Annotated in this window: 18 protein-coding genes and 1 tRNA gene; 12 read left to right on the top strand and 7 right to left on the bottom strand. The window is 67.7% G+C overall.

Annotated features, from left to right (window positions below):
* Window positions 1-38 precede the first annotated feature (38 nt).
* Together PXD02_RS05050 and PXD02_RS05045 are read right to left on the bottom strand one after the other, a co-directional pair.
* A complete protein-coding gene (locus PXD02_RS05050; protein WP_275105825.1) occupies window positions 39-500 on the bottom strand; it encodes a CBS domain-containing protein in 462 nt (153 codons plus the stop codon).
* Window positions 501-558: 58 nt separating this feature from the next.
* A complete protein-coding gene (locus tag PXD02_RS05045) occupies window positions 559-1,455 on the bottom strand; it encodes a LysR family transcriptional regulator (protein WP_275105824.1) in 897 nt (298 codons plus the stop codon).
* A gap of 97 nt (window positions 1,456-1,552) precedes the next feature.
* Between PXD02_RS05045 and PXD02_RS05040 the strand changes: the two genes are divergently transcribed.
* From PXD02_RS05040 to PXD02_RS05015, 6 genes are all read left to right on the top strand, one after another.
* Window positions 1,553-3,052 (top strand): CoA-acylating methylmalonate-semialdehyde dehydrogenase, encoded by a 1,500-nt coding sequence (locus PXD02_RS05040; protein WP_275105823.1) that lies wholly within the window; start codon window positions 1,553-1,555, stop codon window positions 3,050-3,052.
* A gap of 219 nt (window positions 3,053-3,271) precedes the next feature.
* Entirely contained in the window at window positions 3,272-4,435 is a 1,164-nt protein-coding gene (locus PXD02_RS05035) for a carboxylate-amine ligase (protein ID WP_275105822.1), read from the top strand.
* Window positions 4,436-4,467: 32 nt separating this feature from the next.
* Window positions 4,468-5,613: an acyl-CoA dehydrogenase family protein gene (locus PXD02_RS05030; protein ID WP_275105821.1), complete on the top strand. Its 1,146-nt coding sequence runs from the start codon at window positions 4,468-4,470 to the stop codon at window positions 5,611-5,613.
* A 1-nt stretch (window position 5,614) separates the two neighbouring features.
* Window positions 5,615-6,622: an enoyl-CoA hydratase/isomerase family protein gene (locus PXD02_RS05025; RefSeq protein ID WP_275105820.1), complete on the top strand. Its 1,008-nt coding sequence runs from the start codon at window positions 5,615-5,617 to the stop codon at window positions 6,620-6,622.
* A complete protein-coding gene (gene mmsB, locus PXD02_RS05020; protein WP_275105819.1) occupies window positions 6,619-7,488 on the top strand; it encodes a 3-hydroxyisobutyrate dehydrogenase in 870 nt (289 codons plus the stop codon). The genes PXD02_RS05025 and mmsB overlap by 4 nt, the downstream gene beginning before the upstream one ends.
* An 84-nt stretch (window positions 7,489-7,572) precedes the next feature.
* The gene (locus tag PXD02_RS05015; protein ID WP_275105818.1) at window positions 7,573-7,887 is read left to right on the top strand and encodes a hypothetical protein; all 315 of its coding nucleotides are present in this window, start codon (window positions 7,573-7,575) and stop codon (window positions 7,885-7,887) included.
* 21 nt (window positions 7,888-7,908) lie between these two features.
* Here the strand turns inward: PXD02_RS05015 and PXD02_RS05010 are convergent.
* Together PXD02_RS05010 and PXD02_RS05005 are read right to left on the bottom strand one after the other, a co-directional pair.
* Window positions 7,909-7,979: transfer RNA gene (locus PXD02_RS05010), tRNA-Gly, on the bottom strand.
* 41 nt (window positions 7,980-8,020) lie between these two features.
* Window positions 8,021-8,473, bottom strand: coding sequence for a nucleoside deaminase (locus PXD02_RS05005; protein WP_275105817.1), 453 nt, complete (start codon window positions 8,471-8,473; stop codon window positions 8,021-8,023).
* Window positions 8,474-8,584: 111 nt separating this feature from the next.
* On the opposite strand from PXD02_RS05005, the gene PXD02_RS05000 reads away from it, so the two are divergent.
* Entirely contained in the window at window positions 8,585-10,045 is a 1,461-nt protein-coding gene (locus tag PXD02_RS05000) for a pseudouridine synthase (RefSeq protein WP_275105816.1), read from the top strand.
* 54 nt (window positions 10,046-10,099) lie between these two features.
* On the opposite strand, the gene hemP is transcribed toward PXD02_RS05000, so the two are convergent.
* Window positions 10,100-10,276, bottom strand: coding sequence for a hemin uptake protein HemP (hemP, locus tag PXD02_RS04995; RefSeq protein ID WP_126155773.1), 177 nt, complete (start codon window positions 10,274-10,276; stop codon window positions 10,100-10,102).
* A 262-nt stretch (window positions 10,277-10,538) separates the two neighbouring features.
* On the opposite strand from hemP, the gene PXD02_RS04990 reads away from it, so the two are divergent.
* The 5 genes from PXD02_RS04990 (at window position 10,539) to PXD02_RS04970 (ending at window position 12,780) form a co-directional block, all read left to right on the top strand.
* Window positions 10,539-11,036 (top strand): Fur family transcriptional regulator, encoded by a 498-nt coding sequence (locus PXD02_RS04990; protein ID WP_275105815.1) that lies wholly within the window; start codon window positions 10,539-10,541, stop codon window positions 11,034-11,036.
* A gap of 170 nt (window positions 11,037-11,206) precedes the next feature.
* A complete protein-coding gene (locus tag PXD02_RS04985) occupies window positions 11,207-11,470 on the top strand; it encodes a metal ABC transporter permease (protein WP_342759887.1) in 264 nt (87 codons plus the stop codon).
* Between the two features lie 223 nt (window positions 11,471-11,693).
* Complete coding sequence (locus PXD02_RS04980; RefSeq protein WP_275105813.1) at window positions 11,694-11,921, top strand: hypothetical protein; 228 nt, start codon at window positions 11,694-11,696, stop codon at window positions 11,919-11,921.
* Window positions 11,922-12,060: 139 nt separating this feature from the next.
* On the top strand, window positions 12,061-12,453 hold the full coding sequence (locus PXD02_RS04975) for a hypothetical protein (protein WP_275105812.1): 393 nt from the start codon (window positions 12,061-12,063) through the stop codon (window positions 12,451-12,453).
* 51 nt (window positions 12,454-12,504) lie between these two features.
* Window positions 12,505-12,780: a hypothetical protein gene (locus tag PXD02_RS04970; RefSeq protein WP_275105811.1), complete on the top strand. Its 276-nt coding sequence runs from the start codon at window positions 12,505-12,507 to the stop codon at window positions 12,778-12,780.
* A gap of 130 nt (window positions 12,781-12,910) precedes the next feature.
* On the opposite strand, the gene PXD02_RS04965 is transcribed toward PXD02_RS04970, so the two are convergent.
* Together PXD02_RS04965 and acs are read right to left on the bottom strand one after the other, a co-directional pair.
* The gene (locus PXD02_RS04965; RefSeq protein ID WP_275105810.1) at window positions 12,911-14,704 is read right to left on the bottom strand and encodes an MFS transporter; all 1,794 of its coding nucleotides are present in this window, start codon (window positions 14,702-14,704) and stop codon (window positions 12,911-12,913) included.
* Window positions 14,705-14,888: 184 nt separating this feature from the next.
* A complete protein-coding gene (gene acs / locus PXD02_RS04960; protein ID WP_275105809.1) occupies window positions 14,889-16,844 on the bottom strand; it encodes an acetate--CoA ligase in 1,956 nt (651 codons plus the stop codon).
* Window positions 16,845-16,851: the final 7 nt, after the last annotated feature.

The following is a 16,851-nucleotide window of genomic DNA, read 5'->3' as shown; positions in this document are numbered from 1 at the left end:
GCGGATTCCTGCCGGAATTGCAAGCAATTGCGGCGCCGTCAGGCCCCCATGATCATTCCGGTCAGCGCCTCTTTTTCCGCCGCCAATTCCTTGAGCCGCCCGCTGACCGCATCGCCGATGGAGACCACGCCCAGCATCTCGCCATTGTCGTCCACCACCGGAAGGTGGCGGAAGCGGCCCTGGGTCATGCGTTCCAGGATCGCCAGCGCGTCCTCGGCCATGGTGCAGGTCTGCACGTCGCGGGTCATCACCTCGGCGATGGGGGTCGACAGCACATCCGGCCCATGCGCGCCAAGCTGGCGCACGATATCGCGTTCCGACAGGATCCCCTGCGGCTTCCTGCCGTCGCTGGACACCACCACGGCGCCGATGCGCAGGTCGGACAGCATCTTCACGGCTTCGCCCAGCGTCGCGTCGGGGCGGATGGTCAGGATCGTCTGCGCTTCGATGCCGGGCTTGCCCGAGGCGGTTTTCATCGACAGCAACTGATTGACGAGCATGGGACATCCTCCGGTGGCGTTTTTGCTGAATCCATCATTTTCCCCGAATCGTGATCCGTCAAGTGCGACGAAGTTGCGATTCAAGCCGTGCGACCTCGGCCCGCAGGCCCTGGGCCAGCAGGTCGGCCAGCAGCGACAGGCGGCGCGAGGCGCGGTCGTCGGCGTGGCGGATCAACCAGAAGCTGCGCCGCAGGGCGATGCGGTCGGGCAGGACCAGTTCCACCCCCGGCGCGAAGGGGATGGCGAAGTCGTGGACGATCCCCAGCCCCGCCCCCGCCCGGATCGCCTGCATCTGCACCGAGACCGAGTTCGAGGTGATCGCCGCGCTCTCGACCCCGGTTTCCGACAGATAATCCAGTTCGCGGTCGAAGATCATGTCGGGGATATAGCCGATCATCCGGTGCCCGCGCAGATCGGCCAGATCGCGGATCGGGGGCGCCGCGCGCAGGTAATCGCCATGCGCGGCAAGGTGCAGGTGGTAATCGGTCAGCCGCTGCACGGTCAGCCGCCCGGTATCGGGCGGGGATACGGCGACGGCCATGTCGGCTTCGCGCTTGGTCAGGTTCACCACGCGCGGCAGGGCGACGATCTGGATCTCCAGCCCCGGATGGGCCGCGCAGAGGTCGCGCGCCACCAGCGGCAGCAGATAGTTCGCGCAGCCGTCCGGGGCGCCGATGCGCAACTGCCCGGTCAGCCCGGCCTCGCGCCGCACCGCCTCGGCGGCAGCATGGGCGCCCTGCTCGGCCGCCTCGGCCGGGGCGATCAGGCGCGCGCCCTCGGCCGTCAGGGCGTATCCCTGCGGCGTCTTGGCGAACAGCGCCGCGCCCACCGCGCCCTCCAGCCGGGCGATGCGCCGCCCGATGGTGGATGCGTCCATGCCCAGCCTGCGCCCCGCCCCGGACAGGCTTTCGGTCCGCGCCACCGCCAGAAAGATGCGCAGGTCGTCCCAGTCCATCCAGCCACCTTTGCGATAATGCAAAACGTCTTTGCCATCCTGCCCCTTTATCCGGCAATTCCGCAAGGCTAGGCTGCCCGCAGATCAGGAGGATGCCATGGAAGAACTCTCGCACTGGATTGACGGCAAAGAGGTCAAGGGAAGCTCGGGGCGTTTCGGCGATGTCTATAACCCCGCGACGGGCGAGGTGATCGCCCGCGTCCCGCTGGCGACCCCGGCCGAGCTTGACGCGGCCATCCAAAGCGCCGCGAAGGCGCAGGTCGGCTGGGCCGCCACCAACCCGCAGCGCCGCGCGCGGGTGATGATGAAGCTGGGCCAGCTGATCAACGACAACATGGATGCCCTGGCCGAACTGGTCAGCCGCGAACACGGCAAGACCCTGCCCGATGCGCGCGGCGACGTGCAGCGCGGGCTTGAGGTGATCGAGGTCTGCATGGGCGCGCCCGCCATGCTGAAGGGCGAATTCACCGACAATGGCGGCCCCGGCATCGACCTGTATTCGATGCGCCAGCCGCTGGGCGTGGTCGCGAGCATCACGCCCTTCAACTTTCCGGCGATGATCCCGTTGTGGAAGATGGGGCCGGCGCTCTCGGCCGGCAACGCGATGATCCTGAAGCCGTCCGAACGCGTGCCCTCGACCTCGATCCTGCTGGCGAAGCTTGCGCAGCAGGCCGGGCTGCCCGATGGCGTGTTGCAGGTCGTGAACGGCGACAAGGAGATCGTGGACGCGATCCTGGACCATGACGTGATCCAGGCGGTGGGCTTTGTCGGATCCACGCCGATCGCGCAATACATCTATGGCCGCGCGGCGACCAACGGCAAGCGCGCGCAATGTTTCGGCGGCGCCAAGAACCACATGATCATCATGCCCGACGCCGATCTGGACAAGGCGGCGGATGCGCTGATCGGCGCGGGTTTCGGGGCTGCGGGCGAACGCTGCATGGCGATTTCCGTCGCGGTGCCGGTGGGCGACAAGACCGCCGACGCGCTGATCCAGCGGCTGGTGCCGAAGATCGAAAAGCTGAAGGTCGGCCCCTATACCGCGGGCGAGGACGTGGATTTCGGCCCGGTCATCACCAAGGCGTCGCAGGACCGCATCAACCGTCTGATCGCATCGGGCGTGGATCAGGGCGCGGATCTGGTGGTCGACGGCCGCGACCTGAGGATCCAGGGCTATGAGAACGGCTTCTTCTGCGGCCCGTCGCTGTTCGACCGCGCCACCCCGGACATGGACATCTACAAGGAAGAGATCTTCGGCCCGGTGCTGACCACGGTGCGCCGCGACAGCTATGAGGATGCGCTGAAGCTGGTCATGGACAACGATTACGGCAACGGCACGGCGATCTATACCGCCGATGGCGACACGGCGCGCGACTTCGCCAGCCGGGTGAACGTCGGCATGGTCGGCATCAACTTCCCGATCCCGGTGCCGCTGTCCTATTACAGCTTCGGCGGCTGGAAGAAGTCGGCCTTCGGCGACCTGAACCAGTATGGCCCGGACGCCTTCCGCTTCTATACCAAGACCAAGACCGTCACCGCCCGCTGGTTCTCGGGGATCAAGGACGGCGTGGCGCTGAACTTCAAGGCGATGGACTGAATGGACGAAGGGCGGGGACAAATCCCGCCCTTTCCGTGTCTTGAGCAGGCAGGCTTGCGGCGGCAGAGCAAATGCTGGCTGGCCGTTAATCGCGTGTTTCGGCGAGTCGGAATATTCTACCCTGGCGCGAAAATTTCGGCTTTCGTCCGTCCCGGAACGGCGCGGGCCTTGCGCTGACCTGCGCCGACGGGTTCCATGCGGCAAACGATGAAGGCGGCCATGACCATCGAACCCGATTTCACCCTCGGCATCGAAGAGGAATATCTGCTGGTCGACCCGGACACGGGCGATCTGGCCCCTGCCCCCGACGCCATGATGCAGGCCTGCCGCGACGCCCTGGGCGACAGCGTGACCCCGGAATTCCTGCGCTGCCAGATCGAGGTCGGAACGCCCGTATCGGCCGACATCGCGCAGGGCCGCGAACATCTGGCGCATCTGCGCCGCACGGTGGCGCGAATCGCGGCGGATTACGGGCTGGCGCCGATCTCGGCGTCGTGCCATCCCTTCGCGGACTGGCGCGACCAGTTCCACACCGACAAGGACCGCTATCACCAGTTGTCGCGCGACATGGGGGCGGTGTCGCGGCGGATGCTGATCTGCGGAATGCATGTCCATGTCGGCCTGGAAGAGCCGGCGCTGCGCATCGACCTGATGAACCAGCTGACCTATTTCCTGCCGCATCTTCTGGCGCTCTCGGCCTCCAGCCCGTTCTGGCAGGGCAGCGACACGGGGCTGGCCTCGTATCGCACGACCGTCTTCGGAGGAATGCCGCGCACCGGGCTGCCGCCGCAATTCAGCGGATGGGAGGAGTTCGAGCGATCGGTGCAGGCGCTGATCGGCCTGGGGATCCTGGAGGACAGCAGCAAGATCTGGTGGGATCTGCGCCCGTCGTCGAAATTTCCGACGCTGGAGACGCGGGTCTGCGACGCCTCGCCCCGGCTGGACGATACGATCACCCTGGCCGCGCTGATCCAAGCCACCACGCGGATGCTGTGGCGGCTGTCGCGGCAGAACCAACGCTGGCGGCAATACGACCCGTTCCTGATCGCCGAAAACCGCTGGCGCGCCGCCCGATACGGCATGGCCGAAGGCCCCATCGACTTTGGCGCGGAAACGATCATCCCCTTTGCCCAGGCGGTCGAGGACTGGCTGGCGCTGATCGCCCAGGACGCCGATGCCCTGGACAGCCAGCCCCAGGTCGCCCGCACGCGCGACATCGTGGCCGAAGGCGGATCCGCCGCCCGCCAGCGCGCCGTCCTGGCCCGCGCCATGGCCGCGGGCGCGACGCGGGACGAGGCGATGATCGAACTGGTCCGCCACCTGATCGCGGAATTCCACCACGGCCTGTCGCCCTTGCCAAACCGGGACAAGCCGGGCAATTAAACGCATGTTCAATTTCTGAGGGGGGAAAGGGCATGGATTTCGCGCTGACCGAGGAACAGCAGGCCATCTTCGACATGGCGCGCGATTTCGGCCGCGATCGCATCGCCCCCCATGCCCGACGGTGGGAATCTGACGGAACCATCCCGCGCGACCTGTGGTCCGATGTCGCCGCCTTGGGCTTTGGCGGGCTTTACGCGACCGAGGATCATGGCGGCGCGGGCCTGTCGCGTCTGGACGGCACCCTGGTGTTCGAGGCGCTGGCGATGGCCTGCCCCTCGGTCGCGGCCTTCCTGTCGATCCACAACATGTGCGGCGGCATGATCGACAAGTTCGGATCGGCCGATGCCAAGGCCCGCTGGCTGCCCGGCCTGTGCAGCATGGAAACCGTCTTCAGCTATGCCCTGACCGAACCCGGCAGCGGATCGGACGCCGCCGCCCTGCGCACGCGCGCCGACCGGACGGATGGCGGCTGGCGGCTGAACGGGACCAAGGCCTTCATCTCGGGCGGGGGATATTCGGACGCCTATATCGTGATGGCCCGCACCGGCGGCGACGGGCCGCGCGGGATCAGCGCGCTGATCGTTCCCGACCGCACCCCCGGCCTGTCCTTCGGCGCGCCCGAGGACAAGATGGGCTGGCGCGCCCAGCCGACCGCGCAGGTCCAGTTCGACGATTGCGAGATCCCGGCCGACCACCTGCTGGGGCAGGAAGGGCGCGGCTTCGCCTATGCCATGGCGGGGCTGGACGGCGGGCGGCTGAACATCGCGGCCACCGCGCTTGGCGGGGCGCAGGCGGCGCTGGATGCGACGCTGGCCTATATGGGCGAACGCCGCGCCTTCGGGCAGCGGCTGGACCAGTTCCAGGCCCTGCAATTCCGCCTGGCCGAGATGGAGACCGCGCTGCAATCGGCGCGCATCCTGCTGCGGCAGGCGGCGTGGAAGCTGGACAACGGCGCGCCGGACGCCACCAAGTTCTGCGCCATGGCCAAGCTGCATGTCACCGACCGCGCCTTCGAGGTGGCGAACGGCTGCCTGCAACTGCATGGCGGTTACGGCTATCTGGCCGATTACGGGATCGAGAAGATCGTGCGCGACCTGCGCGTGCATCAGATCCTGGAAGGCACCAACGAGATCATGCGCCTCATCGTCGGACGGGCGATGCTGGCCGAACGGGGGTAACATGGACGATCTGAACATCCGCAAGGAGGGGCGCGCCGGGCGCATCACTTTCACCCGGCCCAAGGCGCTGAACGCGCTGAGCCACGAGATGGCCCTGGCGATCCACCGCGCGCTTGACGGCTGGCGCGACGATCCCGACATGGCCCTGGTCATCATCGACGCCGAGGGCGAACGCGCCTTCTGCGCGGGCGGCGACATCGCGGCGGTCTATCGCGCCGGGCTGGCGGGGAATCACGCCCTGGGGCAGCAGTTCTTCGCGGACGAATACCGCATGAACGCGGCCATCGCCGACTATCCCAAGCCCATCGTCGCCTTCATGCAGGGTTTCGTCATGGGCGGCGGCGTCGGCGTGGGGGGACATGCCAGCCACCGCATCGTCGGCGACACGACCCAGATTGCCATGCCGGAATCCGGCATCGGCCTGATCCCCGATGTGGGCGGCACCTGGCTTCTGTCCCGCGCGCCGGGGCGGATCGGCGAATACCTGGCGCTGACCGGGGCGCGGATGGGCGCGGGCGACGCGATCCACGCGGGCTTCGCCGACATCTACCTGCCCGAGGATCGCTGGCCGGACCTGATCGCCCGGCTGGAGGCCACCGGCGATCTGTCGCTGATCGAGGGCGAGGATGCGCCGACCGCGCCCTTGCGCACCATGGACCTGTCGCCCTTTGCCGAAGAGACGGTGGCCGACATCATCGACGCGCTTGAACAGGACGGCAACGCCCAGGCGCTGAACATCCTGCACGCCAATTCGCCGCTGTCGATGGCGGCGGGGCTGGCGATGGTGCGGGCCGCGCGGGACGACGCCCGGATCCAGGATTCGCTGGCCCGCGAATACCGCTTCACCTATCGCGCCACCCAGGACACCGATTTTCTGGAAGGCGTGCGCGCCCAGATCATCGACAAGGACCGCAAGCCCAAATGGATGGCCGATGCCAGCCCCGCCCATGTGGCCGCGCTGCTGGCCCCGCTGGGGCATCACGAACTGAGCTGGAGGGAAGACGCATGAAGATCGCATTCATCGGGCTTGGCAACATGGGCGCGCCGATGGCCGCGAACCTCGCGCGCGCCGGCCATCAGGTCACGGGCTTCGACACCGCCGCCCCCGCGCCCGAGGGGCTGACCCTGGCCGACAGCGCCGCGGCGGCCGCGGCGGATGCCGATGTGGTCATCACCATGCTGCCCAACGGTCCGATCCTGCGGGCGGTCGCGGATCAGGTGATCCCGGCGATGAAACCGGGCGCGGTGCTGTGCGACTGTTCGACCGTCGATGTGGACAGCGCCCGCGCCGTGGCCGAACAGGCGCGGGCGGCGGGGCTTGGCGCGCTTGATGCGCCGGTCTCGGGCGGGATCGGCGGGGCGCAGGCGGGAACGCTGACCTTCATGGTCGGCGGGCCAGAGGACGCCTTCGCCACCGTCCAGCCGCTGTTCGAGATCATGGGCCAGAAGGCGGTCCATTGCGGCGAGGCGGGCGCCGGTCAGGCCGCGAAGATCTGCAACAACATGATCCTGGGCGTCACCATGATCGCCACCTGCGAGGCCTTCGCGCTTGCCGACAAGCTGTGCCTTGACCGGCAGAAGATGTTCGACGTGGTGTCGACCAGTTCCGGTTACAGTTGGTCGATGAACGCCTATTGCCCGGCGCCGGGCGTGGGGCCGACATCGCCCGCCGACAACGGTTACAAGCCCGGTTTCGCCGCCGAACTGATGCTGAAGGATCTGAACCTGTCGCAGGCGGCGGCGGCGTCCGCCGGGGCCGATACGCCGATGGGCGCGCTGGCCCGGCAGCTTTACGACCGCTTCGTGGAACAGGAGGGCGGGCGTGGCCGCGACTTTTCGGCAATGTTGCAACGCTTCGTCGAAAAAAACGGCTGATACGACGGAACTGTGACGCCATCCGGAACCGGGACGGCTTCTGCCCGGTTCCATCGTGGAAGGTCGACACAGCCGGGCAAGACGATGATACGCAAGATCATGGTGATCGCGGCTGCCGCAGCGGCAGCCGTCCTGATCGCAATATCCAGCAACGATGCCCCTCGGGCGCAGGGCACGACTCAGGCCGCCATGGCCCGGTCGTCGCCGAAAGTGCTGCGGCCGGGCGACATCCTTTCCCCCGAAGCCACGACTTTCATCGACTTTCCCGGTCGTTATGGCCTGGGGACCGACCTGCCCGGCAGCCGCTATGCCATCGTCGAGGGGCATCTGGTGCGGATCGACCCCGACACGATGGAACTGCAATCCATCCTGCGCAAGGATACCGTCGCCTTCCACTGACCGGCTTTGGGGGTTGATTCGAGCGGGTGATGGGAATCGAACCCACGTATTCAGCTTGGAAGGCTGCTGCTCTACCATTGAGCTACACCCGCATGGGCGACGGTATAGCCACGCCGCGCGGGCGGCGCAACCGTCATCGGCGGTGCTGGAAGAAGCCCAGCAGCAGCGCCCGTGCCCCCTCGGCGTCGATTCCGTCATAGATCTGGGGCCGGTGATGGCATTGCGGATGGTCGAAGACCCGCGCGCCATGTTCGACTCCGCCCATGCGCACATCGCTGGCCCCGTAATACAGCCGCCCGATCCGCGCCGCCGAGATCGCCGCCGCGCACATCGGGCAAGGCTCCAGCGTCACCCACAGGTCATGGCCCGGCAGGCGTTCGGACCCGACGGCGCGGCAGGCGGCGCGGATCGCGAGGATCTCGGCATGGGCGGTCGGATCGGACAGCTCTCGGGTCCGGTTGCCCTCGGCCGCGACGACGCGCCCGGCCGGATCCACCACCACGGCGCCGACCGGAACCTCGCCGCGCAGGGCCGCCGCCCTTGCCTGATCCAGGGCCAGGGCCATATGAGAGGTGAAGCGGGTCATGCCCGCTTGTCGCAAGGGCGCCGCCGCCGCGCAAGCCGCCCTTTCCCACCCGCGCCGCTTCCGCTAGAAGCGCCGCTTTGCCACCGCAGCGATGCGCAGGAGAAGATCGCCATGACCGACGACAGCTTGACCCCCGCCCCGTCCCAGTCCCCCTCCCCGACCGCGCCCTCCGACCGCATCGCCAAGGTGATGGCCCGCGCCGGCGTCGCCAGCCGCCGCGACGCGGAACGGATGATCCTGGAGGGCCGGGTGACGGTGAACGGGAAAAAGATCGACAGCCCGGCGCTTGACGTGCTGCCCAGCGACCGCATCACCGTGGACGGCAAGACGCTGGACGAACCGCAGGAAACCCGGCTGTGGCTGTATTACAAGCCGCTGGGCCTGGTCACGACCGAATCCGATGAAAAGGGCCGCCAGACGGTGTTCGACGCCCTGCCCCGCGATCTGCCGCGCGTGATGACCATCGGGCGGCTGGACCTGACATCCGAAGGTCTGCTGCTGCTGACCAATGACGGAGAGCTGAAGCGGCGGCTGGAACTGCCCTCGACCGGCTGGCTGCGCCGATACCGGGTGCGGGTGAACGGCACGCCCAGCGACATGACCTTCGCCCCCCTGCGCCGCGGCGCCACCATCGAGGGAGAGGAATTCGCCCCGATGGAGATCAAGCTGGACAGCCAGCAGGGCGCGAATGCCTGGCTGACGGTCGGCATCCGCGAGGGCAAGAACCGTGAAATCCGCCGCGCGATGGCGCATGTGGGCTTGCAGGTGAACCGGCTGATCCGCATCGGCTATGGTCCCTTCAAGCTGACCGGAATGGAAAAGAACGAGGTGGTCGAGATCAAGAAGCGCGTCCTGCGCGACCAGCTTGGCGGGCTGCTGACCGGCCGGGAGACCGCCCCCAAGGACCGCGACATGCGCCCGCGCGGCGCTGAAGGCCCCCGCAAGCCGCGCCGCGACGACGGCGACGCCCCGCGCCGGGTGTTCCGCGCCGATGCCGAGGGCGGCAGCCGCTTTGCCCGCAAGCCCGCCGGTCCGCGCGACGATTCGGACCGCCCGGCGCGGCCCTGGTCGGGCAAGCCCCGTCCCGGTTCGGACGAGGGCGGCGACCGGCCGGGGTTCCGGGGCAAGCGCCCGCAAGGCAACGGCGACCGTCCCGCCCGGCCCTGGTCCGGCAAGCCGGGGGCGGATCGCGACGCGGCGGGCGACCGGCCGCGCCACGGCAAGCCGGGGGCCGGGGGCGAGGGGGCGAAGCCTGCCTTCCAGGCGCGCGGCGACCGGCCCGAGGGCGAACGCGGGTTCAAACCAAGGGGGGATGGCAAGCCCGGCGAACGTGGCTTCAAGCCGCGCGGGGACGGAAAGCCGGGGGGCGACCGGGGCTTCAGGCCTCGGGGCGATGCGCCGCGTGGCGAAGGCAAGCCGGGCGGCGACCGCAAATCGTTCGGCAAGCCGGGCGGTCCGAAACCGGCGCGGGGCGGTGCGGGCGGCGGTCAGGGCGCCCGGTTCACCGGCAAGCCGCAGGGGCGGCCGGACGGCAAACCGGGCGGTGGCCCCAGGAACAAGCCGCGCGGGTGATCCGCCGCCTGCCCTGGGCCGCGCGCCAGGGATGATCCAGATGTGAAGGAGGGATTACTTCGTCAGGATCAGCTTGCCGGCGCGCGTGATGCGCAGTTGATAGATCTGCTCGTCCAGGACGATCAGGGCCTGGTTGCCGCCCCGCGTCAGCGTGGTGGCGTCATGCTGCGGGATGCGCGCCAGAACGCTGGTTGCCGGTTGCTGGAAATCTGCGGGACGCGCTGCGGTCATGATCAGCCTCTTGGGGTTTAGCCTTGCGTTGCGGAAAATCTGACAAGTTTGATCTGGATTGTCAAAGTAAAAGAGTCGGAAATCATTTGCCTGTGCAAAGGACCGCCTATTCGCCGCCCACGGCATCCCAACTCGGGCGCCGGTTCGTCCCCCATGCGGACCGGGGAACGAGCAGGGCGCCGCCGCCTGGGTGATTTCTTGCAGGGCTGCGGCCTCGCATCTTATATGATCACAAGTCAGTCGAACGTGATAAGATAACCCAATGTCCGATCAACCTGCCTCCTCGGCCCCGGCCTTCGCGCCCCATGACCACCACGCCTGCGAGGCGCGCGCCTTGGACCAGGCCCGCGACCGGCTTGCGGAAAACGGTGCGCGGCTGACGCCGGTGCGGCGGCGCACGCTGGAAATCCTGCTGGAATCGCATCGCGCCATGGGCGCATACGAGGTGCTGGACCGGCTGGCCGCCGAAGGCTTCGGCCGCCAGCCGCCGGTGGCCTATCGCGCCCTGGAGTTCCTGGTCGAACACGGGCTGGCCCATCGCCTGCAACGGCTGAACGCCTTTGCCGCCTGCCTGCATCCGGGCCACGATCACGCGCCCGCCTTCCTGATCTGCCGGTCCTGCGACATGCTGGCCGAACTGCCCGCCGCCCCCGTCCGCGACGCCCTGTCCGATCTTGCGGCGGAAAGCGGCTTCCAGGTCGAACGCGTCACGATCGAGGCTTTGGGCCTGTGCCCCGCCTGCGCCGGAACCGGGGGATGACCGCCTGATCCCAGACCCAGGGCCTGACCATCCGGCATCACGGCGGGCACAAGGACGGTGCTGCACGGCGTCGATTTCCGCATCGCCTCGGGCGAGATCATGCCGGGACGCTGCTGGTCGCCTTGGCGATCGTGGGGGCGATTTGCGCCCTGGTGTCGCGCGGGCAGGCAATGCACAGGATGCTGGGCAGGCTCTCCATTGCCCTTGCGATTGCAGCGGCCCTGTCGATTCGCCTGGTCGGATCGCTGCTGATTTCGGCCATGCCGGTCGTTCCCACGGCGACGGCCCGCGGATTGTCGCGCAGTCCCGAAAGAATGGTCGGCAATGCCATACTGATCGCGGCGGCGGCGGTCATGGCAGGGCTTTGGGCCGGCCTGCGGCTGGACACTCCGGCAGGCCCCTCGATCATGGCTGCGTCGCCGGAATCTTCATGATTTCCCAAGCGCTTCGCCGCGCTTAGTGCGGGATTGCAACACCCCGGCCGGGGCCGTCCGCCGTCTGGAACCAAGGCCAGGCCAGGGTGTTGGCCAATATGCAACAGTGGGCATGACCCAGCGACGGATTTGAACCAATGCTGCTTTCAAACGTCTGGGGATTGTGTAACTGTCGCCTCGATGTTGCCGGTGACGGCAGCTTTCAACGAAACGGAGCATGATCATGACCAAATTCGCTACCTTCGCTGCCGCTCTCGGCCTGACCGCAACCTCGGCTCTGGCCGGTGGCTATGTCGCCCCCGTCGTGGACGTCGAGCCCGTCGTCGTGGAAGAGCGTCCCGCCTCGACCAACGCTGGCCTGGTCGTCCCGGCCCTGCTGCTGCTGGGCGTCATCGCCGCCGTTGCTTCGGACGACGATGACGACGACGACACCACCCCCGCTACGGAATAAGAATTCTGTACGGAACCCGGGTTCTGTCGGATATAAAGGGCTGGCCTTGGGCCAGCCCTTTTTCGTTGCGCCGCTCGACAGGGGGCCGGTGCGGGCTTAGCATCCGCACCGACCGTTCAGGAAACCCGCGGGGGTGATCATGCACCGGCTTCTGATCCTGGGACTGCTGGCCGCGCCCGTCCCCGCAGCCGCGCAAACCGCGACCGAGGACGGGTTCGGCCTGGTCGAACGCGGCCTTGGCATCATCGCCGACAACCTGTGGACCGAGTTCGGCCCGCAACTGGACCACCTGGGCGACGGCATGGGCAAGGCCCTGACCGACCTGGGTCCGGTGCTGCGGGATCTGGCGGTCCTGGTCGACGACCTGGGCAATTACCAGGCGCCTCAGCGGCTGGAGAACGGCGACATCCTGATCCGCCGCCGCGCCGACGCGCCCCCGCCACCGCCCCTGGGGGAATCGCCGCGCGAACCGGGCGATCCCGAAACCCCAGCCGTTCCCATCGACCCCGACCAGCCCGAAATCCCGTTATAGACGCCGTCCCGCCCCACGGGCTAGGCTGCGGAAAAGACGAAGGAACAGGTCATGGGTGATTTGCTGGCCGCGCAGGCGGGGGATGTGTTTCGGATCGGCCTGCTGGCGGCGCTGTTGCTGACGACGCTGCGCAACCGCCCGATCACCGGGATGCTGCCGCCGCTGGCCGCCGGGGCGCTGTTCGTGGCGGTGATCATTCCGGCGACCGGCGCCTCGCCCCGGCCAGAACCGATGCCCACGCAGATCCTGGGCGGGCTTCTGGTGAACGCGGCCTATCTTGCCATCGGGCTGGGCCTTTGGGCGCTGTGGCGACGGCGGCAGGGCTGAGGATCACTCCAGCAGCCGCGTCATCTGGGCGCGCAGGTCTCGACAACCAAAATGCGCGCCATGGGCCGGGCCTTCCTGAACGAACAGGGGGGCGGCCGGGCCGGGGAACAGCCCCGGCCCGGCCAGCGGTTCAGACGCCGTCGTCGGCGAAGATGTTCTTCCTGTGGCTGTCGCCCGGCACGAACAGCGCGCCGACGATCACCGTCATCACCGCGATCACGATCGCATACCACAGCCCCGCATAGATGTTGCCGGTCTGGGCCGAGATCGCGAAGGCCGTCGCGGGCAGCAGCCCCCCGAACCAGCCGTTGCCGATGTGATAGGGCAGCGACAGGCCGGAATAACGGATCCGGGTCGGATACAGCTCGACCAGTTGCGCGGCGATGGGGCCATAGACCATCGTCACCAGCACGATCAGATAGGTCAGGATCAGCACGATCTTGAGGTTCTGGGCGTTGAAGATGTCGAAGAAGTGGTCGGTCTTGGCCACGGTGGCGTTGTCGGTCGCGACCAGCGGATAGCCCGCCGCCGTCAGCGCGGCGTTGATTTCCGCCGTGAAGCGCGCCTTCTCGGCCGCCAGCGCCTCGCCGGTCAGGGCGTTCGCGTCATAGGACTGCACCACCGTATCGCCCACCTGGACCGAGGCCACGGTGCCCGCAGGCGCATCCACGGTTTCCGAATTGACCGAGGATTTCGACAGGGTCGCCTTGACGATGTCGCAGCTGTTGTTGAACTGCGCGGTGCCGACCGGGTTGAACTGGAACGAGCAGTCCTCGGGCGCGGCCGTCACCGTCACGGGGATCTGCTGGGCCGCGTGCAGCGCCGGGTTGGCGACGCTGGTCAGCAGCGGGAACACCCACATATAGGTGATCGCGGCCAGGGCGCAGCCGCCCAGGATGATCGGCTTGCGGCCGATGCGGTCCGACAGCGAACCGAAGAAGATGAAGCCCGCCGTGCCCAGGATCAGCGACCAGGCGACGAAGACGTTGGCGCTGAACTGGTCGACCTTGACGACGTTCTGGATGAAGAACAGCGCGTAGAACTGTCCCGAATACCAGACCACGGCCTGTCCGGCGGTCAGGCCGAACAGCGCGATCAGGGCGATCTTGCCGTTGCGCCAGTTGCCGAAGGCTTCCCTCAGCGGCGCCTTGGACTGCGCGCCCTCTTCCTTCATCTTCTTGAAGGCCGGGGATTCGTTCATCTGCAAGCGGATATAGAGCGAGATCAGCAGCAGGAAGATCGACGCCAGGAACGGAATCCGCCAGCCCCAGGCCTTGAACGGATCCAGCATGACCTGCGCGCCGGTCGGATCCAGCAGCGGCTGGCCGTCAAGGCCAAGCTGCGGCACGGCGGGATAGTTGGCGTTCACATAGGACGTGACCAGCAGGATCACCACCAGCGACAGCAGCAGCCCCAGCGTCGCCGTGGTCTGGATGAAGGCGGTGAAATAGCCGCGCCGTCCCTGCGGCGCGTGTTCGGCCACATAGACCGCCGCGCCTCCGTATTCCCCGCCAAGCGCCAGGCCCTGCAACATCCGCAACGCGATCAGAATGATCGGCGCCGCGATGCCCCAGGACGCATAGCCGGGCAGCAGGCCGACCAGGAAGGTCGACAGGCCCATGATCAGGATGGTGGTCAGGAAGGTGTATTTCCGCCCGATCAGGTCGCCCAGGGCGCCGAAGACAAGCGCGCCGAAGGGCCGCACCAGGAAGCCCGCCGCGAAGGCCAGCAGCGCAAAGACGTTCCGCGTCGATTCCGGGAAGGCCGTGAAGAACTGCGCGCCGATGATCGAGGCCAGCGAGCCATAGAGATAGAAGTCGTACCATTCGAAGATCGTGCCCGCGGACGAGGCCAGGATGACCTTCTTTTCCTCGGATGTCATGGGACGCGAACGGGTCGTCGCGTCGGGCGATGCATAAGCCATCAGTCCTCCTCCTGTTGAGCCGGCCTGCCTCCGGCTTCGGGTTTGACGGACAATCCTTCTTCGGTCCCGTCCCCGGCGGGGCCAGGGCGCGTGTCTGGGATCGGTCGTCCGGCAGGTCTGGCGGCACCCGGTCCTCCCCCCGGAGGCCGCCTTCTCATCCTTGCGGGGAAAGCCCCCCCTTGCCTCACCCTTTGTTCATTCTGTTCTGGATGAGGTCGTCGACGACCTCCGGTTCGGCGAGGGTCGAGATGTCGCCCAGGGTGGCGTAGTCGTTTTCGGCGATCTTGCGCAGGATGCGGCGCATGATCTTGCCGGAACGGGTCTTGGGCATCCCCGGCGCCCATTGGATCAGGTCGGGCTTGGCGATCGGGCCGATCTCGGTGCGCACCCATTTCTCAAGCTCGGCGCGCAGCGCGTCGCTGGGTTCCACCCCGTTCATCAGCGTCACATAGGCATAGATGCCCTGCCCCTTCAGCGGATGCGGATAGCCCACCACCGCCGCCTCGGCGACCTTCTCATGCGCGACCAGGGCCGATTCGACCTCGGCCGTGCCCATCCGGTGGCCCGACACGTTGATCACGTCATCGACCCGCCCGGTGATCCAGTAATAGCCGTCCTCGTCGCGCCGGCAGCCGTCGCCGGTGAAGTAATAACCCGGATATTGCTGGAAATACGCCTCTTCGAAGCGCTGATGATCGCCCCACAGCGTGCGCATCTGGCCGGGCCAGCTGTCGGCGATGCACAGCACCCCCTCGGCCGGGTCGCCCTCCTGGACCGCGCCGGTCTGGGCGTCCAGCACCGCGGGCCTGACGCCGAAGAAGGGCAGCGTGGCCGAGCCGGGCTTGGTTTCGGTGGCGCCGGGCAAGGGCGTGATCAGGTGGCCGCCGGTCTCGGTCTGCCACCAGGTGTCGACGATCGGGCAGCGGCCCTTGCCGATATTGTCGTTGTACCAGTGCCAGGCCTCGGGGTTGATCGGCTCGCCCACCGTGCCCAGGATGCGCAGGCTGGACAGGTCGTGGCCCTGGATCGGATCGGTGCCCTTGGCCATCAGCGACCGGATCGCGGTCGGCGCGGTATAGAACTGCGTCACCCGGTGCTTGGCGCAGACCTCCCAGAAGCGGCCGGCGTCGGGCCAGGTCGGCACGCCCTCGAACATCACCGTGGTGGCGCCATTGGCCAAGGGCCCATAGACGATATAGCTGTGGCCCGTGACCCAGCCCACGTCCGCCGTGCACCAGAACACGTCGCCGTCGTGATGGTCGAAGGTGTATTGATGCGTCATCGCGGCATAGACCAGATAGCCGCCGGTGGTGTGCACCACCCCCTTCGGCTTGCCGGTCGAGCCGGACGTATAGAGGATGAACAGCGGATCCTCGGCCCCCATCGGGCGCGGCGGGCAGTCGGGGCTGGCGGTCTCCATCAGCGCGCGCACGTCCACGTCGCGGCCCTGGATCCAGGTGGTCTGGTCGCCGGTATGCTTGACGACCAGGCAGCGCACCCGGTCCGAGCAGTGCAGAAGCGCCGCGTCGGTGTTCGATTTCAGGTTGGTGCGCCGCCCGCCGCGCGGCGCGGTGTCGGCGGTGATCACCAGCTTGGCGCCGCAGTCGTTGATGCGGTTGGCCAGCGCGTCGGGGGAAAAGCCCGCGAAGACGATCGAATGGATCGCCCCGATCCGCGCGCAGGCCAGCATCGCATAGGCCGCCTCGGGGATCATCGGCAGATAGATCACCACCCGGTCGCCGCGCATCACCCCCTGGGACAGCAGCACGTTGGCGAAGCGGTTCACCTTGTCCGACAGCTGGGCATAGGTGATGTGCCGGGCGGGGGTGGCGGGATCGTCGGGCTCGAAGATGATCGCGGTCTGGTCGGCGCGCGCCGGCAGGTGGCGGTCGATGCAGTTGACCGAGGCGTTCAGCACGCCGTCCTCGAACCACCGGATCGAGACCCGGCCCAGGGTGAAATCGGTGTTCTTGACCCGGCCATAGGGCGCGATCCAGTCCAGCCGCAGCCCCTCGCGCCGCCAGAACGATTCGGGGTCCGCGATCGATTCGGCATACAGCCGCGCGTAATCCCCAGGCCCAACATGCGCCCCCCCGAAACCCGCAGGAACAGGATGCTTTTCAATCGCTTCAATGGTCATGCGTTCC

Source organism: Paracoccus sp. S3-43 (assembly GCF_029027965.1).
Lineage (GTDB): Bacteria > Pseudomonadota > Alphaproteobacteria > Rhodobacterales > Rhodobacteraceae > Paracoccus.
The sequence above is the reverse complement of the archived record's forward strand: the minus strand, read 5'-3'. Positions and strand labels throughout refer to the sequence as shown.

What these genes read in the sequence shown, in the direction of transcription:
- PXD02_RS05050 (WP_275105825.1), bottom strand. Translation starts at nt 500, where the DNA reads ATGCTCGTCAATCAGTTGCTGTCGATGAAAACCGCCTCGGGCAAGCCC.
- PXD02_RS05045 (WP_275105824.1), bottom strand. Translation starts at nt 1,455, where the DNA reads ATGGACTGGGACGACCTGCGCATCTTTCTGGCGGTGGCGCGGACCGAA.
- PXD02_RS05040 (WP_275105823.1), top strand. Translation starts at nt 1,553, where the DNA reads ATGGAAGAACTCTCGCACTGGATTGACGGCAAAGAGGTCAAGGGAAGC.
- PXD02_RS05035 (WP_275105822.1), top strand. Translation starts at nt 3,272, where the DNA reads ATGACCATCGAACCCGATTTCACCCTCGGCATCGAAGAGGAATATCTG.
- PXD02_RS05030 (WP_275105821.1), top strand. Translation starts at nt 4,468, where the DNA reads ATGGATTTCGCGCTGACCGAGGAACAGCAGGCCATCTTCGACATGGCG.
- PXD02_RS05025 (WP_275105820.1), top strand. Translation starts at nt 5,615, where the DNA reads ATGGACGATCTGAACATCCGCAAGGAGGGGCGCGCCGGGCGCATCACT.
- mmsB (WP_275105819.1), top strand. Translation starts at nt 6,619, where the DNA reads ATGAAGATCGCATTCATCGGGCTTGGCAACATGGGCGCGCCGATGGCC.
- PXD02_RS05015 (WP_275105818.1), top strand. Translation starts at nt 7,573, where the DNA reads ATGATACGCAAGATCATGGTGATCGCGGCTGCCGCAGCGGCAGCCGTC.
- PXD02_RS05005 (WP_275105817.1), bottom strand. Translation starts at nt 8,473, where the DNA reads ATGACCCGCTTCACCTCTCATATGGCCCTGGCCCTGGATCAGGCAAGG.
- PXD02_RS05000 (WP_275105816.1), top strand. Translation starts at nt 8,585, where the DNA reads ATGACCGACGACAGCTTGACCCCCGCCCCGTCCCAGTCCCCCTCCCCG.
- hemP (WP_126155773.1), bottom strand. Translation starts at nt 10,276, where the DNA reads ATGACCGCAGCGCGTCCCGCAGATTTCCAGCAACCGGCAACCAGCGTT.
- PXD02_RS04990 (WP_275105815.1), top strand. Translation starts at nt 10,539, where the DNA reads ATGTCCGATCAACCTGCCTCCTCGGCCCCGGCCTTCGCGCCCCATGAC.
- PXD02_RS04985 (WP_342759887.1), top strand. Translation starts at nt 11,207, where the DNA reads ATGCACAGGATGCTGGGCAGGCTCTCCATTGCCCTTGCGATTGCAGCG.
- PXD02_RS04980 (WP_275105813.1), top strand. Translation starts at nt 11,694, where the DNA reads ATGACCAAATTCGCTACCTTCGCTGCCGCTCTCGGCCTGACCGCAACC.
- PXD02_RS04975 (WP_275105812.1), top strand. Translation starts at nt 12,061, where the DNA reads ATGCACCGGCTTCTGATCCTGGGACTGCTGGCCGCGCCCGTCCCCGCA.
- PXD02_RS04970 (WP_275105811.1), top strand. Translation starts at nt 12,505, where the DNA reads ATGGGTGATTTGCTGGCCGCGCAGGCGGGGGATGTGTTTCGGATCGGC.
- PXD02_RS04965 (WP_275105810.1), bottom strand. Translation starts at nt 14,704, where the DNA reads ATGGCTTATGCATCGCCCGACGCGACGACCCGTTCGCGTCCCATGACA.
- acs (WP_275105809.1), bottom strand. Translation starts at nt 16,844, where the DNA reads ATGACCATTGAAGCGATTGAAAAGCATCCTGTTCCTGCGGGTTTCGGG.